Raw genomic sequence first — 20,608 nt, forward strand, 5'->3', positions numbered from 1 at the left:
AGGTGAGGGCTTGAAAATGGTGGCAGCACCAGGCGAGAACATGCGCGTCAATGGCGACCGTCTTTGGGACAGTCTCATGGACATGGCGAAGATCGGACCGGGCGTTGCAGGCGGCAACAATCGCCAGACGCTGACGGACTCGGATGCCGAAGGCCGCAGCCTCTTTAAAAAATGGTGCGACGAAGCGGGCCTCACCATGGGCGTCGACCAGATGGGCACGATGTTCGCCACCCGCCCTGGGACCGATCCCGATGCCCTGCCCGTCTATGTTGGCTCGCATCTCGACACCCAGCCGACCGGCGGCAAATATGACGGCGTGCTCGGCGTGCTCTCGGCCCTCGAAGTCGTGCGCACCATGAACGATCTCGGCATTAAGACCAAACATCCCATCGTCGTCACCAACTGGACGAACGAGGAAGGTGCGCGTTTCGCCCCCGCCATGCTGGCTTCCGGTGTCTTTGCCGGCGTGCACAGTCTGGACTTCGCCTATAACCGCAAAGATCCCGAGGGCAATCTCTTCGGCGACGAGCTGAAGCGCATCGGCTGGGTCGGCGACGAGGAAGTCGGCGCCCGCAAGATGCACGCCTATTTCGAATATCACATCGAGCAGGGTCCGATCCTCGAAGCCGAAAGCAAGCAGATCGGCGTCGTCACCCACTGCCAGGGCCTCTGGTGGCTGGAATTCACGTTGACCGGCAAGGAAGCCCATACCGGCTCGACCCCGATGAACATGCGCGTGAATGCCGGCCTTGCCATGTCGCGCATCCTGGAAATGGTTCAGGCTGTCGCGATGGGCGAACAGCCGGGCGCCGTCGGCGGCGTCGGCCAAGTCTTCTTTTCGCCGAATTCCCGCAACGTGCTGCCTGGCAAGGTGGTTTTCACCGTCGACATCCGCTCACCCGACAAGGCCAAGCTCGACCGCATGCGTGCAAAGATCGAGGCGCAAGCCCCGAAGATCTGCGACACGCTCGGCGTCGGCTGTTCCATCGAGGTGATCGGTCATTTCGCGCCTGTTACCTTCGACGAAAAGCTCGTCACCGCGGTCCGCTCCGCCGCCGAGCGCCTCGGCTACACCCACATGAACCTGATCTCTGGCGCCGGCCACGACGCCTGCTGGGCCGCCAAGGTCGCGCCTGCCACGATGGTCATGTGCCCCTGCGTCGACGGGCTCTCGCACAATGAAGCGGAAGAGATTTCCAAGGAATGGGCGACAGCGGGTGCCGATGTGCTGTTCCATGCGGTGGTGGAGACGGCGGAGATCGTGGTGTGATGTCTAGTGTCTCACCCGGAGCCCCCTCATCCGACCCTTCGGGCCACCTTCTCCCCGCTGGGGAGAAGGGAGCGGCTGACGTTGCGGCTTCCACCTTCTCCCCTCGGGGAGAAGGTGCCCGAAGGGCGGATGAGGGGGCTCCGGGTGAGACGAAAATTATCAGACAGGATATCCGTAAACATCGTCCGGCCAAAACCGGGCAAGCCCGCCAGCTTCGCCGCAACGAAACCGAAGAGGAATACTACCTCTGGAGCGACTTACGCGCACGACGCCTGAACGGCTACAAATTCGCGCGACAGGCTCCGCTCGGCCCATTCATTGTCGATTTCCTCTGTCGCGACGAACGACTGATTGTCGAAGTCGACGGCTTCCAGCACGCCGATAACGCGACTGATCAACGCCGTACCGAATGGCTCAATGCCAATGGCTATTCAGTACTGCGCTTCTGGAATCAGCAAATCTCGCGCGAGCGGCGCTCAGTACTCGAAACGATCTTTGCGGCCTTGCAGGGCCGGCTTGAATTCAGTCCCGAACTGCCCGGCTTCTATTCGCCAGCCGCATTCACAAATAAGGATAGGCAACGATCATGACCACAGTCATCAAGAACGGCACCATCGTCACGGCCGACCTCACCTACAAGGCTGACGTCAAGATCGACGGCGGCAAGATCGTCGAGATCGGTCCGAACCTCTCGGGCGACGAAACGCTGGATGCGACCGGCTGTTACGTCATGCCTGGCGGCATCGATCCGCACACCCATCTCGAAATGCCCTTCATGGGCACTTATTCTTCCGACGATTTCGAGAGCGGCACACGCGCGGCCCTTTCCGGCGGCACGACCATGGTCGTCGATTTCGCCCTCCCCGCCCCCGGCCAGTCGCTGCTCGAAGCGCTGACCATGTGGGACAACAAATCGACCCGGGCCAATTGCGACTATTCCTTCCATATGGCGGTGACCTGGTGGAGCGAGCAGGTCTTCAAGGAGATGGAGACCATCGTCCGCGACAAGGGCATCAACACCTTCAAGCACTTCATGGCCTATAAGGGCGCGCTGATGGTCGACGATGACGAGATGTTCGCGTCCTTCCAGCGCTGCGCCGAACTCGGCGCCTTGCCGCTGGTGCATGCCGAAAACGGCGACGTCGTCGCCTCGATGTCGGCGAAGCTGCTCGCCGAGGGCAATAACGGCCCCGAGGCTCACGCCTATTCCCGCCCTGCCGAGGTCGAGGGCGAAGCCACCAACCGCGCCATCATGATTGCCGACATGGCCGGCTGCCCTGTCTATATCGTCCATACTTCCTGCGAACAGGCGCATGAAGCGATCCGCCGCGCCCGTGCCAAGGGCATGCGCGTCTATGGCGAGCCGCTGATCCAGCACCTGACACTCGACGAGAGCGAATATTCCAACCCCGACTGGGATCATGCCGCCCGTCGCGTGATGTCGCCGCCATTCCGCAGCAAGCAGCATCAGGACAGTCTCTGGGCCGGGCTTGCCTCCGGTTCGCTGCAGGTGGTCGCGACCGACCATTGCGCCTTCACGACGGCGCAGAAACGTTTCGGCGTGGGGGATTTCACCAAGATCCCGAACGGCACCGGCGGTCTCGAAGACCGCATGCCGATGCTCTGGACGCACGGCGTCAACATTGGCCGCCTGACGATGAACGAGTTCGTTGCCGTTACCTCGACCAACATCGCCAAGATTCTCAACATCTATCCGAAGAAGGGCGCGATCCTCGTCGGCGCCGATGCCGATATCGTGGTTTGGGATCCGAAGCGCTCCAAGACCATCTCGTCGAAGACCCAGCAGTCGGCGATCGATTACAACGTCTTCGAGGGCAAGGAAGTGACCGGCCTGCCGCGCTACACGCTGACCCGCGGCGTCGTCGCCATCGAGGAAAGCGACATCAAGACCCGCGAGGGCCACGGCGAGTTCGTCCGGCGCGAACCGGTAACTGCCGTCAGCAAGGCACTATCCACCTGGAAGGAGATCACCTCTCCGCGCAAGGTGGAACGAAGCGGCATTCCGGCAACCGGCGTATGACGATGGAGCATGATGATACGGCCATCAACCGGGGAATGACGCCTTCATGCGGATGACCTCACGCCGGCACCAGCGCGTCCAGCTCCGGGAGAAGCACGACGCTTTCCTGCTCGTGTGGATCGGTGCGGGCGATGACCGCCGTGCAGGGCGTGCTGCTGAGGTTTGCCGGCATATGCGGCACGCCGGCCGGGATGTAGAAGAGCTCGCCGGCATGGGTAATGACATGATGCTCCAGCCGGTCCCCGTACCAGGTATGAGCCTCGCCGGAGAGCACGTAGATCGCCGTCTCATGCGCTTCGTGCAGGTGCGCCTTGGCTCGTACGCCTGGCGGGATCGTCAGGAGGTGCATGCAGATGCCGGTGGCACCAACCGTCTCGGCCGCTATCCCTTCGAAATAGCTAAGCCCCTGCTTGCCGTCATAGGCGTGCTTGGGACGAACGATGTGGCAGGTGGGTTTTGATGTCGCGTCCATTTTCTTCCTCCAAGAATTGCGCCGCCGGCAGGGCCGGCAGCGATGGTAACATGCAAACCGCCTTCAAGCGGGGAAAACAAGATCGGTCGCATTGATGCAAGCACCCTCCGTCGTATCCGCCAAGGACCTCTGTCTCACCTACCAGGCGAATGATGGCCCGGTGCGGGCGCTGAGCGATGTCAATCTCGATGTCCGCAAAGGCGATTTCGTCTCGTTCATCGGCCCGTCCGGCTGCGGCAAGACGACGTTCCTGCGCGTCATCGCCGATCTCGAGAAGAGCACCTCGGGCGAGATCTCAATTAATGGCATGACACCGGCAGAGGCCCGCAAGGCCCGCGCCTACGGCTACGTCTTCCAGGCGCCGGCGCTCTATCCCTGGCGCACCATCGAAAACAATATTGCTCTGCCCTTGGAAATCATGGGTTATGGCGGCGCTGATCGGACGAGGCGCATCGCCGAGGCGCTCGACCTCGTCGGCCTTTCCGGATTCGAAAAGAAATTCCCCTGGCAGCTCTCCGGGGGCATGCAGCAACGCGCCTCGATCGCCCGCGCGCTCGCCTTCGACGCCGACCTGCTATTGATGGACGAGCCCTTCGGCGCGCTTGACGAGATCGTCCGCGACCATTTGAATGAAGAGCTGCTGAAGCTCTGGGCCCGCACCAACAAGACGATCTGCTTCGTCACTCACTCCATCCCCGAGGCCGTCTACCTCTCGACCAAGATCGTGGTGATGTCGCCGCGCCCCGGCCGCGTTACCGACGTGATCGACTCCACCCTGCCGGCCGAACGCCCGCTCGACATCCGCGACACCCCGGAATTCCTGGAAATCGCCCACCGCGTCCGCGAGGGGCTGAGGACGGGGCATAGCCATGAGGTATAGGCGGTTGAGTCCGAGGGTTACCCCCCTCTGCCCTGCCGGGCATCTCCCCCACAAGGGGGGAGATCGATATGCCGAACCGGCTTCCCCAAACAATCAAAGCCCCCTGATCCAGCGTCGGAGCACGGGGGACCGATGCGCTATCCGCTTGCCAATCTCCCCCCTTGTGGGGGAGATGCCCGGCAGGGCAGAGGGGGGTGGCTACGCATTCGACGCCCCAAAATGGGGGCAGACCCTATGAAACCCGATACCTTCAAAAACAAGATCGTCCCCGTCACCACCATCCTGCTCGCGCTCATCGCCATCTGGTATGTCGCCGCCATTCTCATGAACGCGCCGTTCCAGCGCGACATGGACAGCCGCGGCGGCGTCACGCCGACCACGCTGGAATTCATTGGCAAGACACTGGCGCAGCCGAAGCCGATCCTGCCGGCGCCGCATCAGGTGGCGCAGAACATCTACGAGAACACTGTCCTGCGCAGCCTTTCGAGCAGCCGCAGTCTCGTCTATCACAGCTGGGTGACACTCTCTTCTACCCTGCTCGGCTTCGGTTTCGGCATGCTGCTCGGCATTCTTCTCGCCGTGCTGATCGTGCACAACCGCGCCATGGACCGCTCGCTGATGCCCTGGCTGGTGGCAAGCCAGACGATACCGATTCTCGCCATCGCGCCGATGATCGTCATCATCTCCTACAACGTGCTGACCGGCGATAATGCGCTGGCGCATCTGCTGAATCTCGATTCCGACGCCTCCCGTCTCGTCTCAAAGGCACTGATCTCCACCTACCTCTCCTTCTTTCCGGTCGCCGTCGGCATGGTGAAGGGGCTGCGGTCGCCCGAAATCCTCTATCTCGACCTCATGCGCACGTATAACGCCAGTCCGATGCAGACCTTTTGGAAACTGCGCGTCCCTGCCTCGATCCCCTTTCTCTTCACTTCGATGAAGGTCGCGATCGCAGCAAGCCTCGTCGGCGCCATCGTCGGCGAATTGCCGACGGGCGCGGTTGCCGGCATTGGTTCGAAGCTGCTCGCCGGCTCCTATTACAGCCAGACGATCGATATCTGGGCAGCGCTTGTCGCCGGCTCGCTGCTTGCAGGCGTTCTCGTCGCGATTGTCGGCCTTGCGGCGAAGATCGTCGACCGCGCCATGGGTGGGAGGCCGGCATGAGACGTCTGAGCTTCTCCTGGCAAGGCGCGGCCGCTCTTCTTTACTGCGTCGCAGCACTGGCTAACTTGCCGCTTCTGGCCGAGGGCGCGGCTCGTCCCTTAACCGAAGGCACCGCGAGCCTCATCTTCATCGTCATCGCCGCGGCCGCTCTCCTGTCCTTCGCACCGCAACCGCCGGCCTATCGCGCCACCGTGCTGTTCATCGGCGCGCATGGTGCCGCCTGGCTGCTGCTTGCGGCTCTTTCCGGCAACGAGGGCACCGCAAGCCGAGCTTACTTCCTGCTGCTCTTCGCCGCCTGGCTGCTCGCCTGGCGATGCGTCACCGAGCTTTCGAAAGCGCAGCCTGCCGCCGCCTTCGGCGCGTCGGTGCTCGAACTGCTGATTCCCGCGATTTTCGGCGCCTGGATCCTCATCCTCTGGGAGGCGATCACGCGCGGTGCCGGCATCTCCTTCATCATCCTGCCGCCGCCGAGCGCCATCGGCGCGCGCATCATGACCTCCTTGCCGATTCTCGGTGCGGATGTCAGGCAGACGATCTTCAAGGCGGTACTGATCGGTTATGTCATCGGCTGCCTCAGCGGGTTCGTCGTCGCGGTACTGGCCGACCGCGTCTCTTTCCTGCGCCGCGGTCTCTTGCCGATCGGCAACATGGTGTCGGCGCTGCCGATTATCGGCATCGCGCCCGTCATGGTCATGTGGTTCGGCTTCGACTGGCAGTCGAAGGCCGCCGTCGTCATCATCATGACCTTCTTCCCGATGCTGGTGAACACCGTCGCCGGCCTTGCCGCCTCCGGCAGCATGGAGCGCGACCTGATGCGCACCTATGCCTCGAGCGACTGGCAGACGCTGTTCAAGCTCAAGCTGCCGGCAGCCATGCCCTTCATTTTCAATGCACTGAAGATCAACTCGACGCTGGCGCTGATTGGTGCCATCGTTGCGGAATTCTTCGGGACGCCGATCGTCGGCATGGGCTTCCGCATCTCCACCGAGATCGGCCGCATGAATGTCGACATGGTCTGGGCGGAAATCGCTGTCGCGGCGCTGGCCGGCTCGATCTTCTACGGTGTCATCGCCCTGACCGAACGGGCGGTGACGTTCTGGCATCCGTCTATCCGTGGTGGCTAGGCGCGCTCTGGCTTCGCAAATGAGACCCGGGCATAACTTCAGAGGGTAAGGACAAGAAAATGAAAAAATTGATGGTTGCAATGATGGCGAGCGCCATGTCGCTGGCAGCGGCCCACGCGATGGCCGCCGACAAGGTGGTTCTGCAGCTGAAATGGGTCACGCAGAGCCAGTTCGGTGGTTATTACGTCGCCAAGGACAAGGGCTTTTACAAGGAGGAGGGCCTCGACGTCGAGATCAAGCCGGGCGGCCCCGATATCGCCCCCGAGCAGGTGATCGCCGGCGGCGGCGCCGATGTCATCGTCGACTGGATGGGCGGCGCTTTGGTTGCCCGAGAAAAGGGCGTTCCGCTCGTCAACATTGCCCAGCCCTATCAGAAATCCGGCCTGGAAATGGTCTGCCGCAAGGATGGCCCGGTCAAGAGCGAGGCCGATTTCAAGGGCCATACGCTCGGCGTCTGGTTTTTCGGTAACGAATATCCGTTCTTCGCCTGGATGAACAAGCTGGGCCTGTCCACCGAAGGCGGCCCGAACGGCGTCACCGTGCTGAAGCAGAGCTTCGATGTGCAGCCGCTCGTCCAGAAGCAGGCCGACTGCATCTCCGTCATGACCTATAATGAATATTGGCAGGCGATCGATGCCGGCTTCAAGCCGGAGGAACTGACGGTCTTCAACTATACGCAAATGGGCAACGACCTGCTCGAGGACGGCCTTTACGTCATGGAAGACAAGCTGAAGGACCCGGCCTTCAAGGAGAAGATGGTCAAATTCGTCCGCGCCTCGATGAAGGGCTGGAAATATGCGACCGAGAACCCGGATGAGGCGGCAGAGATCGTCGTGGACAATGGCGGCCAGGACGAAAACCACCAGAAGCGCATGATGGGCGAAGTCGCCAAGCTCGTCGGCGACGGCTCCGGAAAGCTGGACGAAGCACTCTATGCCCGCACGGCAAAGGCGTTGCTCGATCAGAAGATCATCAGCAAGGAGCCATCGGGGGCCTGGACGCACGAGATCACAGACGCCGCGTCCAAGTAAGGACGGCTAAATTTGAGGCAAACGCGCGGGGAATATTTCCCGCGCGTTCCATTTTTTCCCCCTGATAAAAAAAGCCTTGCAGCTGTCGCATTTATCTGGCGTCAAACGTCATTGAGGGAGAAGCAGGATCAATCATCGTCATGTTCGCATAACCCTACGATGATTGATTCAGGTTCTGATGGTAATTATTATCGGCTCATGGGGAATTGTTTTCTGCGAGGCTTGCATATCGAGCAAATCGATACCAACTAGAAGCCGATTTGCCGGCGAGGAACGGCAAATGATGTGTGATACCCCTGAGAATGCAGGAAAGGCAGTGGCCTGGTCGCGAGCTCAATGGCAGACGCGCGAATTCGGCTAACCTTATTATGAGATTGGACGAAAACGCATGGCACGCAAGCCGACTGGAATTTTAAGCACATCCATCCTTTTTGCAGCGGCGCTGGTTGCATCCACCGCCTTTTCGCAGGAGGCGCCGGTCGCAAAGCCGCAGCAGAACCTGCCGGCGATCGTCGTCACCACAGCTGTCAAGCGCACCCTTGTCGACCGTGTCATCGGCACCGGAACGGTCAAGCCCGTGGAAGAAGTCTATATCCAGCCACAGGTCGAGGGGCTTTCGATTCGCACGCTGAAAGCCGATATCGGCGATAAGGTTCAGGCCGAAAGCACCCTGGCGACGCTGAACGATGACGCGCTGGTCCTGGAGAAGAGCCAGATGATGGCGACCAAGGCCAAGGGCGAGGCCAGCCTCGCCCAGCTGCGCGCGCAGCTCATCGAGGCGCAGGCCAATGCCGAACAGGCAAGGCAGCAGCAGGCCCGTGCCCAGGAAATGGTCAAGAAGGGCACGGTTTCCACCGCCCAGGTCGAGCAAGCCGATGCAACCGCCGCCGCCGCCAATGCCCGCGTCGTCTCCGCCGAACAGGCGATCGAAGTCGCCGAAGCCGATCTCAAGGTCTACGACAGCCAGATCGCCGACGCCGATCTGAAGCTCGCCCGCACCGACGTGAAGACGCCGGTTGCCGGCGTGGTGTCTGCAAAGAACGCCAAGGTCGGCGCGATCGCTGCCGGCAACGGCGATCCGCTGTTTACCATCATTCGCGATGGCGATATCGAGTTGGTCGCCGAAGTCGCCGAAAGCGACATCGTCAGGATCACGGCCGGCCAGAAGGCGACCATTTCCCTTTCCGGCAGCCGTGAAAAGCTTTCTGGCGCCGTGCGCCTGGTGTCTCCCACCGTCGATCCGGTGACCCGCCTCGGCCTCGTCCATATCTCCATCGACGATGACAGCAAGGCGCGTTCCGGCATGTATGGCAGCGCCGAGATCATCGTCCGCGAAACCGAGGGCGTCTCGCTTCCCCTCACGGCGGTGCTCACCGGCAACGAAGGCTCCTCCGCCCGCAAGGTCGAAGATGGCGTGGTGAAATTCGCCAAAATCGAGACCGGCATCCAGGACGGCGCTTATGTCGAGATCGTCAACGGATTGAAGAGCGGCGACGAGGTCGTCGCCAAGGCTGGCGCCTATGTTCGCGACGGCGATCACATCACGCCGGTGCGTGAACAGCCCTCCGCTTCCAACTAAAAGAGACCATCCGATGAATTTTTCAGCCTGGTCCATTCGAAACCCGATCGCGCCGCTGCTGGCTTTCTGCCTGCTGATCTTCATCGGCATTCAGTCCTTCAACACGCTGCCGATCACGCGCTTTCCGAACATCGACGTACCGCTCGTCTCGATCAGCGTCACGCAGAGTGGCGCCTCGCCGGCCGAACTCGAGATGCAGGTGACGAAGGAGATCGAAGATGCGATCGCCTCCATCACCGGCATTGACGAAATTCAGTCGACGGTGACCGACGGCAGCTCGCAGACGAATGTCATGTTCCGGATGGAAGTGCCGACGGAACAGGCCGTACAGGACGTCAAGGACGCGATCGACCGTATCCGCAGCGATTTGCCGGCGACGGCAGAAGCACCGATCGTTACCAAGGTCGATGTCGAGGGCCAAGCGATCCAGACCTTCGCCGTGTCCTCGCCCGACATGTCGTTGGAAGAACTCTCCTGGTTCGTCGACGACACGATCAAGCGCGCCCTGCAGGGCCAGGCCGGCATCGGCCGCGTCGACCGCTACGGCGGCGCTGAGCGCGAAGTGCGCATTGAACTCGCGCCTGGCAAGCTCGATGCTTACGGCATCACCGCTGCAAGCGTGAACGATCAGCTGCGCGGCACCAATGTCGATCTCGGCTCCGGCCGCGGCCAGGTGGCGGGCAGCGAACAGGCAATTCGCGTTCTTGGTGATGCCCGCAACGTCGCCGAACTTGCAGACACGACGATTGCGCTACCGAGCGGACGCTTCGTCAAGCTATCCGATCTCGGCGTCATCAAGGACACCTATGAGGAGCCGAAATCCTTTTCGCGCTTCAACGACACGCCTGTTGTTACCTTCGGCGTCTTCCGCTCAAAGGGCGCCAGCGAGGTCAGCGTCGCCGAGACGGTCGCGCAGAGCCTCGATAAGGTGCGAAGCGAAAATCCGAACGTGAAGATCGAGATGATCGACGATTCGGTGTATTTCACCTACGGCAACTACGAAGCCGCCATTCATACATTGCTCGAAGGTGCCCTGCTCGCCGTCATCGTCGTTCTGCTGTTCCTCCGAAACTGGCGGGCGACGCTGATCTCGGCCATTGCGCTGCCGCTCGCTGCAATCCCGACCTTCTGGGTCATGGACATGATGGGCTTCTCGCTGAACCTCGTCAGCTTCCTCGCCCTGACGCTCGCGACAGGTATCCTGGTCGACGACGCGATTGTGGAAATCGAGAACATTGCCCGCCATATCAAGATGGGCAAGACGCCCTATCGGGCGGCGATCGAGGCGGCGGATGAAATCGGCCTCGCCGTCATCGCCACCACCTTCACCATCATCGCGGTTTTCGTGCCGGTTTCCTTCATGCCGGGCATTCCGGGCCAGTACTTCATCCAGTTCGGCCTGACCGTCGCCTTCTCCGTCTTCTTCTCGCTGATGGTGGCGCGCCTCATTACCCCGATGATGGCCGCTTATCTCATGCGTGCCGAAGATGGCATGGAAGACCATCATGACAATGACGGTCTGCTGATGAAGGGTTATACGCGCCTGATCCGCGGCACGACCGGGCACAAGTATTCGCGATATCTGACCCTGCTTGCGGCGGTTGGCTTCCTCGTGGGTTCCGTTTTCCTGCTGATGAAAGTTCCGGGCAGCTTCCTGCCGCCGGAAGATGCGTCGCGCATCGTTCTCTCCGTCGAACTGCCGCCCAATGCGCGGCTCGACGACACTGAAAAGACGACGAAGGCGATCTATGACAGGGTCAAGAACATCAACGGCGTCGAAAGCGTCTTCGTTCTCGGCGGCGCATCGCCGAAGGGTGATCTCGAACTGCGCCGTGCGACCATCACACTGGCGCTTCACAAGCTCGACCAGTCGCTGGTCAAGAAGGTGGTCAACGATGTATTCGGCCGTATTCCGGCCATTGGGCCGATGTTGCCGAAGGTGGAAGTCCAGGGCCGCGAACGCCCGCAGTGGGATATCGAAAAGGAAGTTTTCGCCAAGCTGCGCGACATTCCCGACGTCCATATCCTGAAGCTGAATGACCGCGGCGAACGCGACCTTTCTTTCAACTTCCTCTCGAAGAACGAGAAGGACCTGAACGAAGCCGTCGGCATTCTGGAATCGAAGCTCCGCGCCGATCCGCTGCTCGCCAACGTCAGCGCCGACGGCGCCCTGCCCCGTCCTGAACTTCAGGTCTATCCGCGCAAGGACGAGGCCGCCCGCCTTGGCATCACACCGCAGCAGATCTCCGAGACGATTCGCGTTGCCACCATCGGCGATGTCGACGCGGCTCTCGCGAAAATCTCGCTCGACGATCGCCAAATCCCGATTCGCGTACAGGCGGCGCTCGACATGCGGCGCGATCTCGCGGCGATCCGGGCGCTGAAGATCCAGACCGCCAGCGGAGGCACCGTTCCGCTTTCGAGCGTCGCCAATATCGACTATTCCGAAGGCGTAAGCTCGATCAAGCGCAACAATCGCTACCGCGTCGTCTCGATCGGGTCAGACCTGCCGCAGGGCGTGGCCCTCGATACGGCCTCGGCCCGGTTCCGCGAGATCGTCAACGCGGCCAAGATCCCCGCGGCGGTGCATCTTGCCGAAAGCGGCGATACGAAGGTGCAGACCGAGATGCAGCAGAGCTTCGTCAACGCCATGTTGATGGGCCTCCTGCTGGTGTTGACGGTGCTGATCCTGCTCTTCAAGGACGTGATCCAGCCCTTCACCATCCTGTTCTCGCTGCCTCTCGCCATCGGCGGCGTCGCCGCAGCCCTGATCATCACCAGCAATCCGCTGTCCATGCCAGTGATGATCGGCATTCTGATGCTGATGGGCATCGTCACCAAGAACGCCATCCTGCTCGTCGATTTCGCGATCGAGACGCGCCACCAGGGAATGACCCGTGTCGAGGCCATGGTCGAAGCCGGTCGCAAACGCGCCCGGCCGATCATCATGACCTCGATCGCCATGTCGGCAGGCATGCTGCCCTCGGCCCTCGGCGTCGGCGAAGGCGGCTCCTTCCGCGCGCCGATGGCGATCGCGGTGATCGGCGGCATCATCGTCTCGACGGTGCTTTCGCTCGTCGTCGTGCCTTCCTTCTTCCTGATCATGGACGATCTGTCCCGCCTGCTCGGCTGGATGTTCGGCCGCCTGGTCGGCAGGAAGGACGAGGAGGACCTGCCGCTGTCACGCGAAGATCTCACCCGCGTCACTCGCGAGAACCGCAGCGACATCGATTCGCTCGACGAGCGCCTGACTGCGATCGAAAAGCCCGAAAGCAAGCGCAAAAGCGCCAACGACACCAACGTGCTCCGCCTGCCGCCGTTTGCGGCGGAGTGAGCAAAGCCCAGGTTAGAAAACGGGCCGGGAGTGATCTCCCGGCCCGTTTCTTCTTTCCGACCTTGCCGCCCGCAGCGATTTCGACCTGTGCCCGACACTCAGAGGCCGCCCTGCTCTCTCAGAAAGTTGACGATCGAGCTGACGCCGTCGCCGCGCTTCATGTCGGAGAAGACGAAGGGCCGTGAGGCGCGCATGCGCGTCGCATCCCGGTCCATCACCTCCAGATCGGCGCCGACATAGGGGGCCAGATCCTTCTTGTTGATGACGAGCAGATCCGAGCGGGTGATGCCCGGGCCGCCCTTGCGCGGGATTTCCTCGCCCTGGCAGACGGAGATGACATAGATGGTGATATCGGCGAGATCAGGCGAAAAGGTTGCCGCCAGATTGTCGCCGCCGGATTCGATGAAGACGACGTCAAGATCGGGAATCCGCTCGTTGAGGCCGGCGATCGCCTGCAGATTGATCGTCGCATCCTCGCGAATGGCGGTATGCGGGCAGCCGCCCGTCTCGACGCCGACGATGCGATCGGAAGGCAGTGCCTGCATGCGCACCAACGCCTCGGCGTCCTCCGTCGTGTAGATGTCGTTGGTGACGACAGCGACGGAATAGTCGTCGCGCATCGCCTTGCAGAGCTTTTCCGTCAGCGCGGTCTTGCCCGAGCCGACCGGCCCGCCGATGCCGACGCGCAAGGGTCCGTTTCTTGATTTCATATGTCGTACTCCAATAGGATTCCGATCATAGCGACGCCGCCGGCGCGCGCCACCGTCAAATGACGCAGTTGCGGGATAATTCGGTAAGTTACGAGCGGAAAAGCCTGGTCGTCTGGGTTTCATGGCGCAGGCTGGCGATATCGGCCTGCACCGTCGCCGAACCGAGATCGTCGAGCGTTGAGGCTGCCGCCCGCCGCGCGGTCCCCGCAATCTGCTCTTCAAGCCCGGCAAGTACGGCAACACCATCCTTCTGCCCGGCGACGCCGAGACGGATGCCTGATGAGACTGCCTGTGAGGCATAGGCATGCAGGAAGACCGCGAGCACCTTTTCAGGCCCTATGCCATGGGCGCCCGCAACCGCTCCGACTGCGATGGGGTAGGCGGTCTTGCCGGGCAGCCTTTCGAAAACTTCATCCGGCCAGGCTCGCGCCGCCAAGAGGAAGGCCTCGCCGAGCAGCATCGTTTCCTGATGGCGCTCGCGCGATCCGGCAAGCGCTTCGGCAAGCGCAGCGATTTCGGCAAGGCCTGGAGCCTCGGCCTGGCGCCTGTGGCTCTCCGTCAGAAGCACCGCATCGTTCCAGACCGAGCCATGGCCGATCAGCGTGCCGATCCAGTTCGCCAGCGAGGCCGCGTCGGTGACGAGCCCATCGGCCACCGCCCGCTCCAACCCGCCCGAATAGGCAAAACTGCCGATCGGAAAGGCCGGTGAAAGCCATGCTGTCAGGCGCAGCAGTGCCTGCAATTCACGATCTTCGCTCATCGGCCTCAGTCGTGTTTGTGGCCGTGATGCCCCTGACCATGACCATGGTCGTGATCATGGTCGCAGGTGTGATCATGCTTGTGGTCATGGCCCTGCGCGTGATCATGGTCATGTCCAGGGTTATGATTATGCCCGTGGTCATGCGAATGTCCACCATGGGAATGATAGGCTCCCCGTGCCGGCTGGAAGGGCTCTTCGATATCGAGCACTGTGGCGCCGAGGCCCTGCAGCATGGAGCGGATGACATGATCGCGCAGGATGACGATGCGGTCTTCCTCGATCTGGGCTGCTAGATGCCGATTGCCGAGATGCCAGGCGAGCTCGATGAGATGCGTGCGGTCGCGTCCGCGAATTTCGAAGAGCTTCTCGTCGGCCGCAAGGATCTCGATCAGTTCGCCATCCTCGCGCACGAGCAGGTCGCCATTGGCGAAAAGCACCGGATCCTTGAGGTTGAGCATGACCATCTCGCCATTTTCCAGATGCAGGAGCTTGCGGCGCAAATGCCGCAGATCATGCGGCAGCTTGACCTGGGCGGTCGGATGGGAGGAAGGAGTTCCGGCGGGAAGATAGGAGGTGACGCGCTGCATGATATGTCCGTTTTGATGAGACGACGACCATGCAAAATAGCCCTTCCCGATGCAAGCACCAATGATCTTTAGTTTGGGAGGCTGGCTTTTATATTCCGTAGGCATGCATCACGTTGTCGCTGCCTAGCCCCCTGCCCTCGGCGTTGGCACCGGTTTCGGCAAGTCCGTGCCAGGCATGATGCAGCCCTTCCCGCTCGTGGACGACCCGGTTGCGCCCGAGCGCCTTGGCGAGATAGAGCGCCCGGTCTGCCGAAGCATAGACCTGCTGCTTGTTGCGTCCGGCGATGAGATCGGCAACGCCGCCGGAAATGGTGATGGCGATCTGACAATCCTCCGCCACGATCGGCCTGCCGGCGATACTAGCCCGCACGGCTTCGATCCGCTCCAGCCGCGCCTCCAACGGTTCGCCGGAGACGATGACGCCGAACTCCTCACCGCCGAGGCGCGCGACGACGGACAATTCGTCGAAGGCGGAGAGCAGCACCGCCGAGACCGCCGTAATGACGGCATCGCCGCAGGCATGACCAAAGCGGTCATTGATCGCCTTAAAACGGTCGACATCGAAGATGACGAGCGAGGCATCGCCTTCGGTCCTGTCCAGCGCTTCGGTGAAGGCGCGCCGGTTCAGGAGACCGGAGAGCGTATCGGTGCGGCTGAGCTTTTCGAACTCCGCCCGTGATAGCATCAACTCATGCATGGTGAAGCCTGTGGCCAGCGACAGCATTCCAGAAACCGTGCCGCCGATAAGCCAGGAAAAAATAGCGCCGAAGCTGATCGCGTGCGAAAGGGTCACCGGCAGCAACCCGAGAAAACCGAGTGGCGGTATAGTCAGCGCAATGATGACGCCGGAGAAAATGACGGCGAGAAAGCTCATCTTCAACGCAAAGACATAGACGTGACTGCGATATTGAAAGTCGCCAAAATCGGCCTGCAGCGACATCCAGTTTCTCATGAGAATCGACCTTCCTGCCCGGCGTTTCAAGGCATTGATAAGAGCCTAATTGCTGCGGGTGTCTTAATCGACTCGCTAAAATTGGAATGATTTCAGACGATTCGGTGGAGAGATTTTTTCTAGCATGGGCTGCAAGCCTCCAATCCCTGAATCGAACAACGCATGCAAGCACCTAATCGGCTGATATATAACAGCTTTCTTGGAATCTTCGGCTGAGCTGTTTCAGAATGATCTAATCGAGGAACGCAGGTTTCCCCAATTGATTTTTACAACCGAATGGAGAGAGTTCCGTTCACAATTTCGTTTAAGCGCGGACGGGGCGGCGAGTGCATCAATTGTAGACACCGACAGACGATCGCAGTGATTGTGGAAGCGGATTCCATAAGCCAGTCCGAAGCCCCGCAGAACGGAGTGCAGCGGCAGTCCAGGTGTTGCAGCCAAAGAGGGCATTGAAGTATCCCTTGGCTTCGAAAAACCGATCGATCTCCCGGTAACCCGCATCCGGGATCGGCGCGATCTCGCCCGCGTTGCGGACGAAGCTGTCCGCGATGAATTGGCGCAGCCGCGCCAATTCATCATCACCAATATCGAAAGCCGTCACGGCCGACTGCGCCTCGGTGATATGGCCGGCGAGATCCACATGCAGCACCGAACGGTCGATCGTCAGAGCCCGTAGTACCGGCAGCGGCTTCAGGTCCGCCCAAGTCGGCGTTTCCAGATAGAAGGCGCGGCCGCCCCAGCCGACGACGAGCCATTCCGCGTTCGGATGATCGAGCGGAAAACCGGGATCGTCGAGGAAGGAAAAGACGGCCCGCGTTTCCTCGTCAAGCGGAATGGCAATATCGGTATGGATCGGTCCCGACAGGAGCAGAATCCGATGGGTCGCCGCCGAGGACGAGGCCTTGACCGGGGCAATCAGCGGCTGGGGAATGAAGGTTCCGCCCGCTGCCAGAGCAATGAGCAGGATCGTGATCCGCAACAGCCAGCGGATGCCTGATTTCATCGGAACCGTCCAGAGCGCATGGATGATCAGGCCTAAAACAGGAAATAGCGCTGCGCCATCGGCAGCACCGTCGCCGGCTCGCAGGTCAGCAGTTCGCCATTCGCCCTGACATCATAGGTCTCCGGATCGACTTCGATCTCCGGCGTCAGGTCGTTATGTATCATCGATGCCTTGGAGATGCCGCCGCGCGTATTCTTCACCGCCACCAGTTCCTTGGCGACTCCGAGCCTGCCTTTCAGGCCGGCATCGAGCGAGGCCTGGCTGACGAAGGTGACGGAGGAATTGGTGAGGCTCTTGCCGTAGGAGGCAAACATCGGCCGGTAGTGCACCGGCTGCGGCGTCGGGATCGAGGCGTTCGGATCGCCCATGGGGGCCGCCGCGATCGAGCCGCCGAGCAGCACCATGTCGGGCTTCACGCCGAAGAAGGCCGGGTTCCACAGCACGAGGTCGGCGCGTTTGCCGGTCTCGACCGAGCCGATCTCATGGCTGAGGCCATGGGCGATTGCCGGATTGATCGTGTATTTGGCGATATAGCGGCGGACGCGGAAATTGTCGTTGTCGCCGTTCTCTTCCTTCAGCCGGCCGCGCTGGCGCTTCATCTTGTCGGCCGTCTGCCAGGTGCGGATCGCCACCTCGCCGACGCGGCCCATGGCCTGGCTGTCGGACGAGATGATCGAGAAAGCGCCGATGTCGTGCAGAATGTCTTCGGCCGCGATCGTCTCCTTGCGGATGCGGCTTTCCGCAAAGGCGATATCCTCGGGGATCGACGGCGACAAATGATGGCAGACCATCAGCATGTCGAGATGCTCGGCAATCGTATTGACCGTATAGGGCCGCGTTGGATTGGTCGACGACGGGATGACGTTCGGCTGGCCGCAGATCTTGATAATGTCGGGTGCGTGCCCGCCGCCCGCCCCTTCGGTGTGGAAGGCATGGATGGTGCGGCCCTTGATCGCACCGATTGTATCTTCGACGAAGCCGCTTTCGTTCAGCGTATCGGTGTGGATCATCACCTGCACGTCATAGTCGTCGGCGACCGACAGGCAGCAGTCGATGGCGCCGGGCGTCGTGCCCCAGTCCTCATGCAGTTTGAGCGAGGTGGCGCCGGCAAGCACCATCTCGGTCAAAGCCCCCGGCAGCGAGGCATTGCCCTTGCCGGCAAAAGCGAGGTTCATCGGGAAGGCGTCGGCCGCCTCGATCATGCGGGCGATATGCCAGGGGCCGGGCGTGCAGGTGGTGGCAAGCGTGCCGTGCGCCGGTCCCGTGCCGCCGCCGAGCATGCACGTCATGCCCGACATCAGCGCTTCCTCGATCTGCTGCGGCGCGATGAAATGGATATGGCTGTCCATGCCGCCGGCGGTGACGATCTTCCCTTCGCCGGCGATCGCCTCCGTGCCCGGGCCGACGATGATGTTGACGCCGGGCTGCATATCGGGATTGCCTGCCTTGCCGATCGCTGCGATGCGCCCGTTCTTCAGCCCGATATCGGCCTTGTAGATTCCGGAATGATCGACGATCACCGCATTGGTGATGACGGTATCGACCGCGCCGTCGGCCCGTGTCACCTGGCTCTGGCCCATGCCATCGCGGATCACTTTGCCGCCGCCGAACTTCACCTCCTCGCCATAGGTGGTGAAATCCTTCTCGATCTCGATGAAGAGCTCCGTATCGGCAAGGCGCACCTTGTCGCCGGTGGTCGGTCCGAACATGCCGGCATAGGCGGCGCGCGAGATCTTATAGGGCATCCATCAGGCTCCGTAGGAGGAAGAGACAAGCGTTTTTCCGCCGAGCCGCCTTAGGCGGCCGGCGGCAATATAACCATCGACAAGCTGTCGTTCGGCGGCAAAGGGGTGCCATTCCCAGCCGGCGTGACCGAAGCCGGCCAGCGCCACCTCGGCCTCGGCATATTTGCTGAGCACCTCGGCGATGACGATCATGCCGCTGCTCGGCACGACATAGGGCGCGGGCGCAAAGGCCGAAAGCGAAGCATCGACGGCCTCGTGGACCGACTTGTCGATCACCACATGCCTCTTGCCGGTCTCGGCGCAGAAGGCGCCGAACGCCTCGGTATAGTCGTCGCAGAAATCGTCGAGTTCGGGATGCACGACGGCAAGCGGCGCCCGCATCGCGGCGAATTTCTCCGGATCACGCACGCTCCAAATTTCGCGGGCCGAGACGATGCCGGGATGAGCGCGCCACTCCGGCGAACCGAGCATCGCCTTTGCCGGCCTTCCGGTATTGCAGACCGCGACGGCATCCGTGCGGCTGCCGCCGGCACCATAGGAAAGGCAATCGTTGAAGCGAATGACAAAATCGGCGGCATCGATGATGCCTGCCTCTCTCTCTCCAACCTCGCCGTTGCCGACGATCACGATCTTCCTGATCACCTTAGTTGCCCATCGTTTCTTCGAGCTCTTTCAGCTCTTTGGTGCGCTTGTCCGTCTCTTCCGCCAGACATCCGGCAACCAGCATCGGCTCCATCGTGCCGCCACGGGCCTGAAAGCCGAAGGCATCGCATTCTGCGTCGCGATAGTCGATCCAGGCGCGCTGCGCCTTGACCAGCGCCTTCTCCGCGCCCTTCATGTCGCCGTCGAGATCCTTGTCGATCGCCGCCATGGCGGCACGCGTCTTCTTATATTGTTCGTTCAGCGCCTTGTCGGCAGCCTCATGGCGTGCCTCTTCGCAGGAGGTCATGTCCGATTGCGTCTGCGGATTCTTGCAATCGACATCCTGCGCGGACGCACCGTCGACCACAAACAGCATCGCCGCCCCGAGGCAAATATTCAGACGCATTCACCTCTCCCGTTCTTCTAAAGCTTGCCCATCACCAGCTGGCGGAAGCCATAGACCTCGCGCCTGCCGGAAAGCGGGATCAGCGTCACCGAGCGCGTCTGCCCCGGCTCGAAACGCACGGCCGTTCCCGAGGGAATATCGAGCCGCTTGCCGTGCGCGGCGGCGCGATCGAAGGAGAGGCCGGCATTGGTCTCGGCGAAATGATAGTGGCTGCCCACCTGCACCGGCCGGTCGCCCGTGTTGGAAACCTCCAGCGTCACCGTCGGCGCGCCGGCGTTGAGTTCGATATCGCCGCTTGCGGCAATGATTTCGCCTGGAATCATCTCATTCTCCTCAAGCGGCCCTGGGCGCGCAGCCCTCGGCCTTTAGCACGCGTTTCGTCGACGCCGGATGTTTGGCGAGCATGGCTGCCGGGCGGATAGGCCTCGCGACGAGATTTCCGCCGCAATTCGGGCAAACGCCCTTCAGCACGCCGTCTACGCAATCGGCGCAGAAGGTGCATTCATAGGTGCAGATCCGCGCCTCGGCGCTTTCAGGCGGCAAATCCTTGTCACAGCACTCGCAATTGGGTCTGAGCTCCAACATTCTTTTTCCTCACCGGATCGGTTCGTGAACGGTAACGAGCTTGGTGCCATCGGGGAATGTCGCCTCCACCTGCACGTCGTGGATCATCTCGGCAATGCCCTCCATCACCTGATCGCGGCTGATCACATGGGCGCCGGCCTCCATCAGTTCGGCGACCGGACGGCCGTCTCGAGCGCCCTCGACGACGAAGTCGCTGATCAGCGCGATCGCTTCGGGATAGTTCAGCTTGACGCCGCGCTCGAGCCGCCGCCGCGCCACGATCGCCGCCATTGATATCAGCAGCTTGTCTTTTTCTCTCGGAGTGAGGTTCATTGCTTGCCCAT

21 protein-coding genes are annotated in these 20,608 nt (G+C 61.6%); 9 read left to right on the forward strand and 12 right to left on the reverse strand.

The window, feature by feature from the left end; all coding sequences use genetic code 11:
* Positions 1 to 16 precede the first annotated feature (16 nt).
* The 3 genes from RHE_RS16830 to hydA are packed head-to-tail and all read left to right on the forward strand — an operon-like array spanning position 17 to position 3,311.
* A complete protein-coding gene (locus tag RHE_RS16830; RefSeq protein WP_011426524.1) occupies positions 17 to 1,270 on the forward strand; it encodes a Zn-dependent hydrolase in 1,254 nt (417 codons plus the stop codon).
* Positions 1,270 to 1,860 carry an endonuclease domain-containing protein gene (locus RHE_RS16835; RefSeq protein WP_011426525.1) on the forward strand — a complete coding sequence of 197 codons (591 nt, stop codon included), beginning with the start codon at positions 1,270 to 1,272 and terminating at the stop codon, positions 1,858 to 1,860. Before RHE_RS16830 ends, RHE_RS16835 begins: the two co-directional genes overlap by 1 nt.
* Positions 1,857 to 3,311, forward strand: a complete 1,455-nt coding sequence (hydA, locus tag RHE_RS16840; protein WP_011426526.1) for a dihydropyrimidinase — start codon at positions 1,857 to 1,859, stop codon at positions 3,309 to 3,311. Before RHE_RS16835 ends, hydA begins: the two co-directional genes overlap by 4 nt.
* A 58-nt stretch (positions 3,312 to 3,369) precedes the next feature.
* On the opposite strand, the gene RHE_RS16845 is transcribed toward hydA, so the two are convergent.
* Entirely contained in the window at positions 3,370 to 3,783 is a 414-nt protein-coding gene (locus tag RHE_RS16845; RefSeq protein ID WP_011426527.1) for a cupin domain-containing protein, read from the reverse strand.
* A 94-nt stretch (positions 3,784 to 3,877) separates the two neighbouring features.
* On the opposite strand from RHE_RS16845, the gene RHE_RS16850 reads away from it, so the two are divergent.
* The 6 genes from RHE_RS16850 to RHE_RS16875 all read left to right on the forward strand — a co-directional run bounded on the left by RHE_RS16850 (position 3,878) and on the right by RHE_RS16875 (position 12,895).
* The gene (locus tag RHE_RS16850; protein ID WP_011426528.1) at positions 3,878 to 4,663 is read left to right on the forward strand and encodes an ABC transporter ATP-binding protein; all 786 of its coding nucleotides are present in this window, start codon (positions 3,878 to 3,880) and stop codon (positions 4,661 to 4,663) included.
* A gap of 234 nt (positions 4,664 to 4,897) precedes the next feature.
* Positions 4,898 to 5,827, forward strand: coding sequence for an ABC transporter permease (locus RHE_RS16855; protein WP_011426529.1), 930 nt, complete (start codon positions 4,898 to 4,900; stop codon positions 5,825 to 5,827).
* Positions 5,824 to 6,951, forward strand: coding sequence for an ABC transporter permease (locus RHE_RS16860; RefSeq protein ID WP_011426530.1), 1,128 nt, complete (start codon positions 5,824 to 5,826; stop codon positions 6,949 to 6,951). The genes RHE_RS16855 and RHE_RS16860 overlap by 4 nt, the downstream gene beginning before the upstream one ends.
* A gap of 59 nt (positions 6,952 to 7,010) precedes the next feature.
* A complete protein-coding gene (locus RHE_RS16865) occupies positions 7,011 to 7,982 on the forward strand; it encodes an ABC transporter substrate-binding protein (RefSeq protein ID WP_020922088.1) in 972 nt (323 codons plus the stop codon).
* 388 nt (positions 7,983 to 8,370) lie between these two features.
* Entirely contained in the window at positions 8,371 to 9,561 is a 1,191-nt protein-coding gene (locus tag RHE_RS16870; RefSeq protein ID WP_011426532.1) for an efflux RND transporter periplasmic adaptor subunit, read from the forward strand.
* 13 nt (positions 9,562 to 9,574) lie between these two features.
* On the forward strand, positions 9,575 to 12,895 hold the full coding sequence (locus tag RHE_RS16875; RefSeq protein ID WP_011426533.1) for an efflux RND transporter permease subunit: 3,321 nt from the start codon (positions 9,575 to 9,577) through the stop codon (positions 12,893 to 12,895).
* Between the two features lie 98 nt (positions 12,896 to 12,993).
* On the opposite strand, the gene ureG is transcribed toward RHE_RS16875, so the two are convergent.
* From ureG to RHE_RS16930, 11 genes are all read right to left on the reverse strand, one after another.
* Entirely contained in the window at positions 12,994 to 13,605 is a 612-nt protein-coding gene (gene ureG, locus RHE_RS16880) for an urease accessory protein UreG (protein WP_011426534.1), read from the reverse strand.
* 88 nt (positions 13,606 to 13,693) lie between these two features.
* Entirely contained in the window at positions 13,694 to 14,365 is a 672-nt protein-coding gene (locus RHE_RS16885; protein ID WP_011426535.1) for an urease accessory protein UreF, read from the reverse strand.
* A gap of 5 nt (positions 14,366 to 14,370) precedes the next feature.
* Positions 14,371 to 14,952, reverse strand: a complete 582-nt coding sequence (gene ureE / locus RHE_RS16890; RefSeq protein ID WP_020922091.1) for an urease accessory protein UreE — start codon at positions 14,950 to 14,952, stop codon at positions 14,371 to 14,373.
* An 88-nt stretch (positions 14,953 to 15,040) separates the two neighbouring features.
* Positions 15,041 to 15,904 (reverse strand): GGDEF domain-containing protein, encoded by an 864-nt coding sequence (locus RHE_RS16895; RefSeq protein WP_020922092.1) that lies wholly within the window; start codon positions 15,902 to 15,904, stop codon positions 15,041 to 15,043.
* A gap of 331 nt (positions 15,905 to 16,235) precedes the next feature.
* Positions 16,236 to 16,907, reverse strand: a complete 672-nt coding sequence (locus tag RHE_RS16900; RefSeq protein WP_011426538.1) for a TIGR02117 family protein — start codon at positions 16,905 to 16,907, stop codon at positions 16,236 to 16,238.
* 32 nt (positions 16,908 to 16,939) lie between these two features.
* The gene (gene ureC / locus RHE_RS16905; RefSeq protein ID WP_011426539.1) at positions 16,940 to 18,652 is read right to left on the reverse strand and encodes an urease subunit alpha; all 1,713 of its coding nucleotides are present in this window, start codon (positions 18,650 to 18,652) and stop codon (positions 16,940 to 16,942) included.
* A 3-nt stretch (positions 18,653 to 18,655) separates the two neighbouring features.
* Positions 18,656 to 19,279: a Urease operon accessory protein gene (locus RHE_RS16910; RefSeq protein ID WP_187331731.1), complete on the reverse strand. Its 624-nt coding sequence runs from the start codon at positions 19,277 to 19,279 to the stop codon at positions 18,656 to 18,658.
* Positions 19,280 to 19,295: 16 nt separating this feature from the next.
* Positions 19,296 to 19,700 (reverse strand): lysozyme inhibitor LprI family protein, encoded by a 405-nt coding sequence (locus RHE_RS16915; RefSeq protein ID WP_011426541.1) that lies wholly within the window; start codon positions 19,698 to 19,700, stop codon positions 19,296 to 19,298.
* A 17-nt stretch (positions 19,701 to 19,717) separates the two neighbouring features.
* Positions 19,718 to 20,023, reverse strand: coding sequence for an urease subunit beta (locus tag RHE_RS16920; RefSeq protein WP_011426542.1), 306 nt, complete (start codon positions 20,021 to 20,023; stop codon positions 19,718 to 19,720).
* A 10-nt stretch (positions 20,024 to 20,033) separates the two neighbouring features.
* Positions 20,034 to 20,285, reverse strand: a complete 252-nt coding sequence (locus tag RHE_RS16925; RefSeq protein ID WP_011426543.1) for a DUF1272 domain-containing protein — start codon at positions 20,283 to 20,285, stop codon at positions 20,034 to 20,036.
* 9 nt (positions 20,286 to 20,294) lie between these two features.
* Positions 20,295 to 20,597: an urease subunit gamma gene (locus RHE_RS16930; RefSeq protein ID WP_011426544.1), complete on the reverse strand. Its 303-nt coding sequence runs from the start codon at positions 20,595 to 20,597 to the stop codon at positions 20,295 to 20,297.
* Positions 20,598 to 20,608 lie beyond the last annotated feature (11 nt).

Source organism: Rhizobium etli CFN 42 (assembly GCF_000092045.1).
GTDB lineage: Bacteria > Pseudomonadota > Alphaproteobacteria > Rhizobiales > Rhizobiaceae > Rhizobium > Rhizobium etli.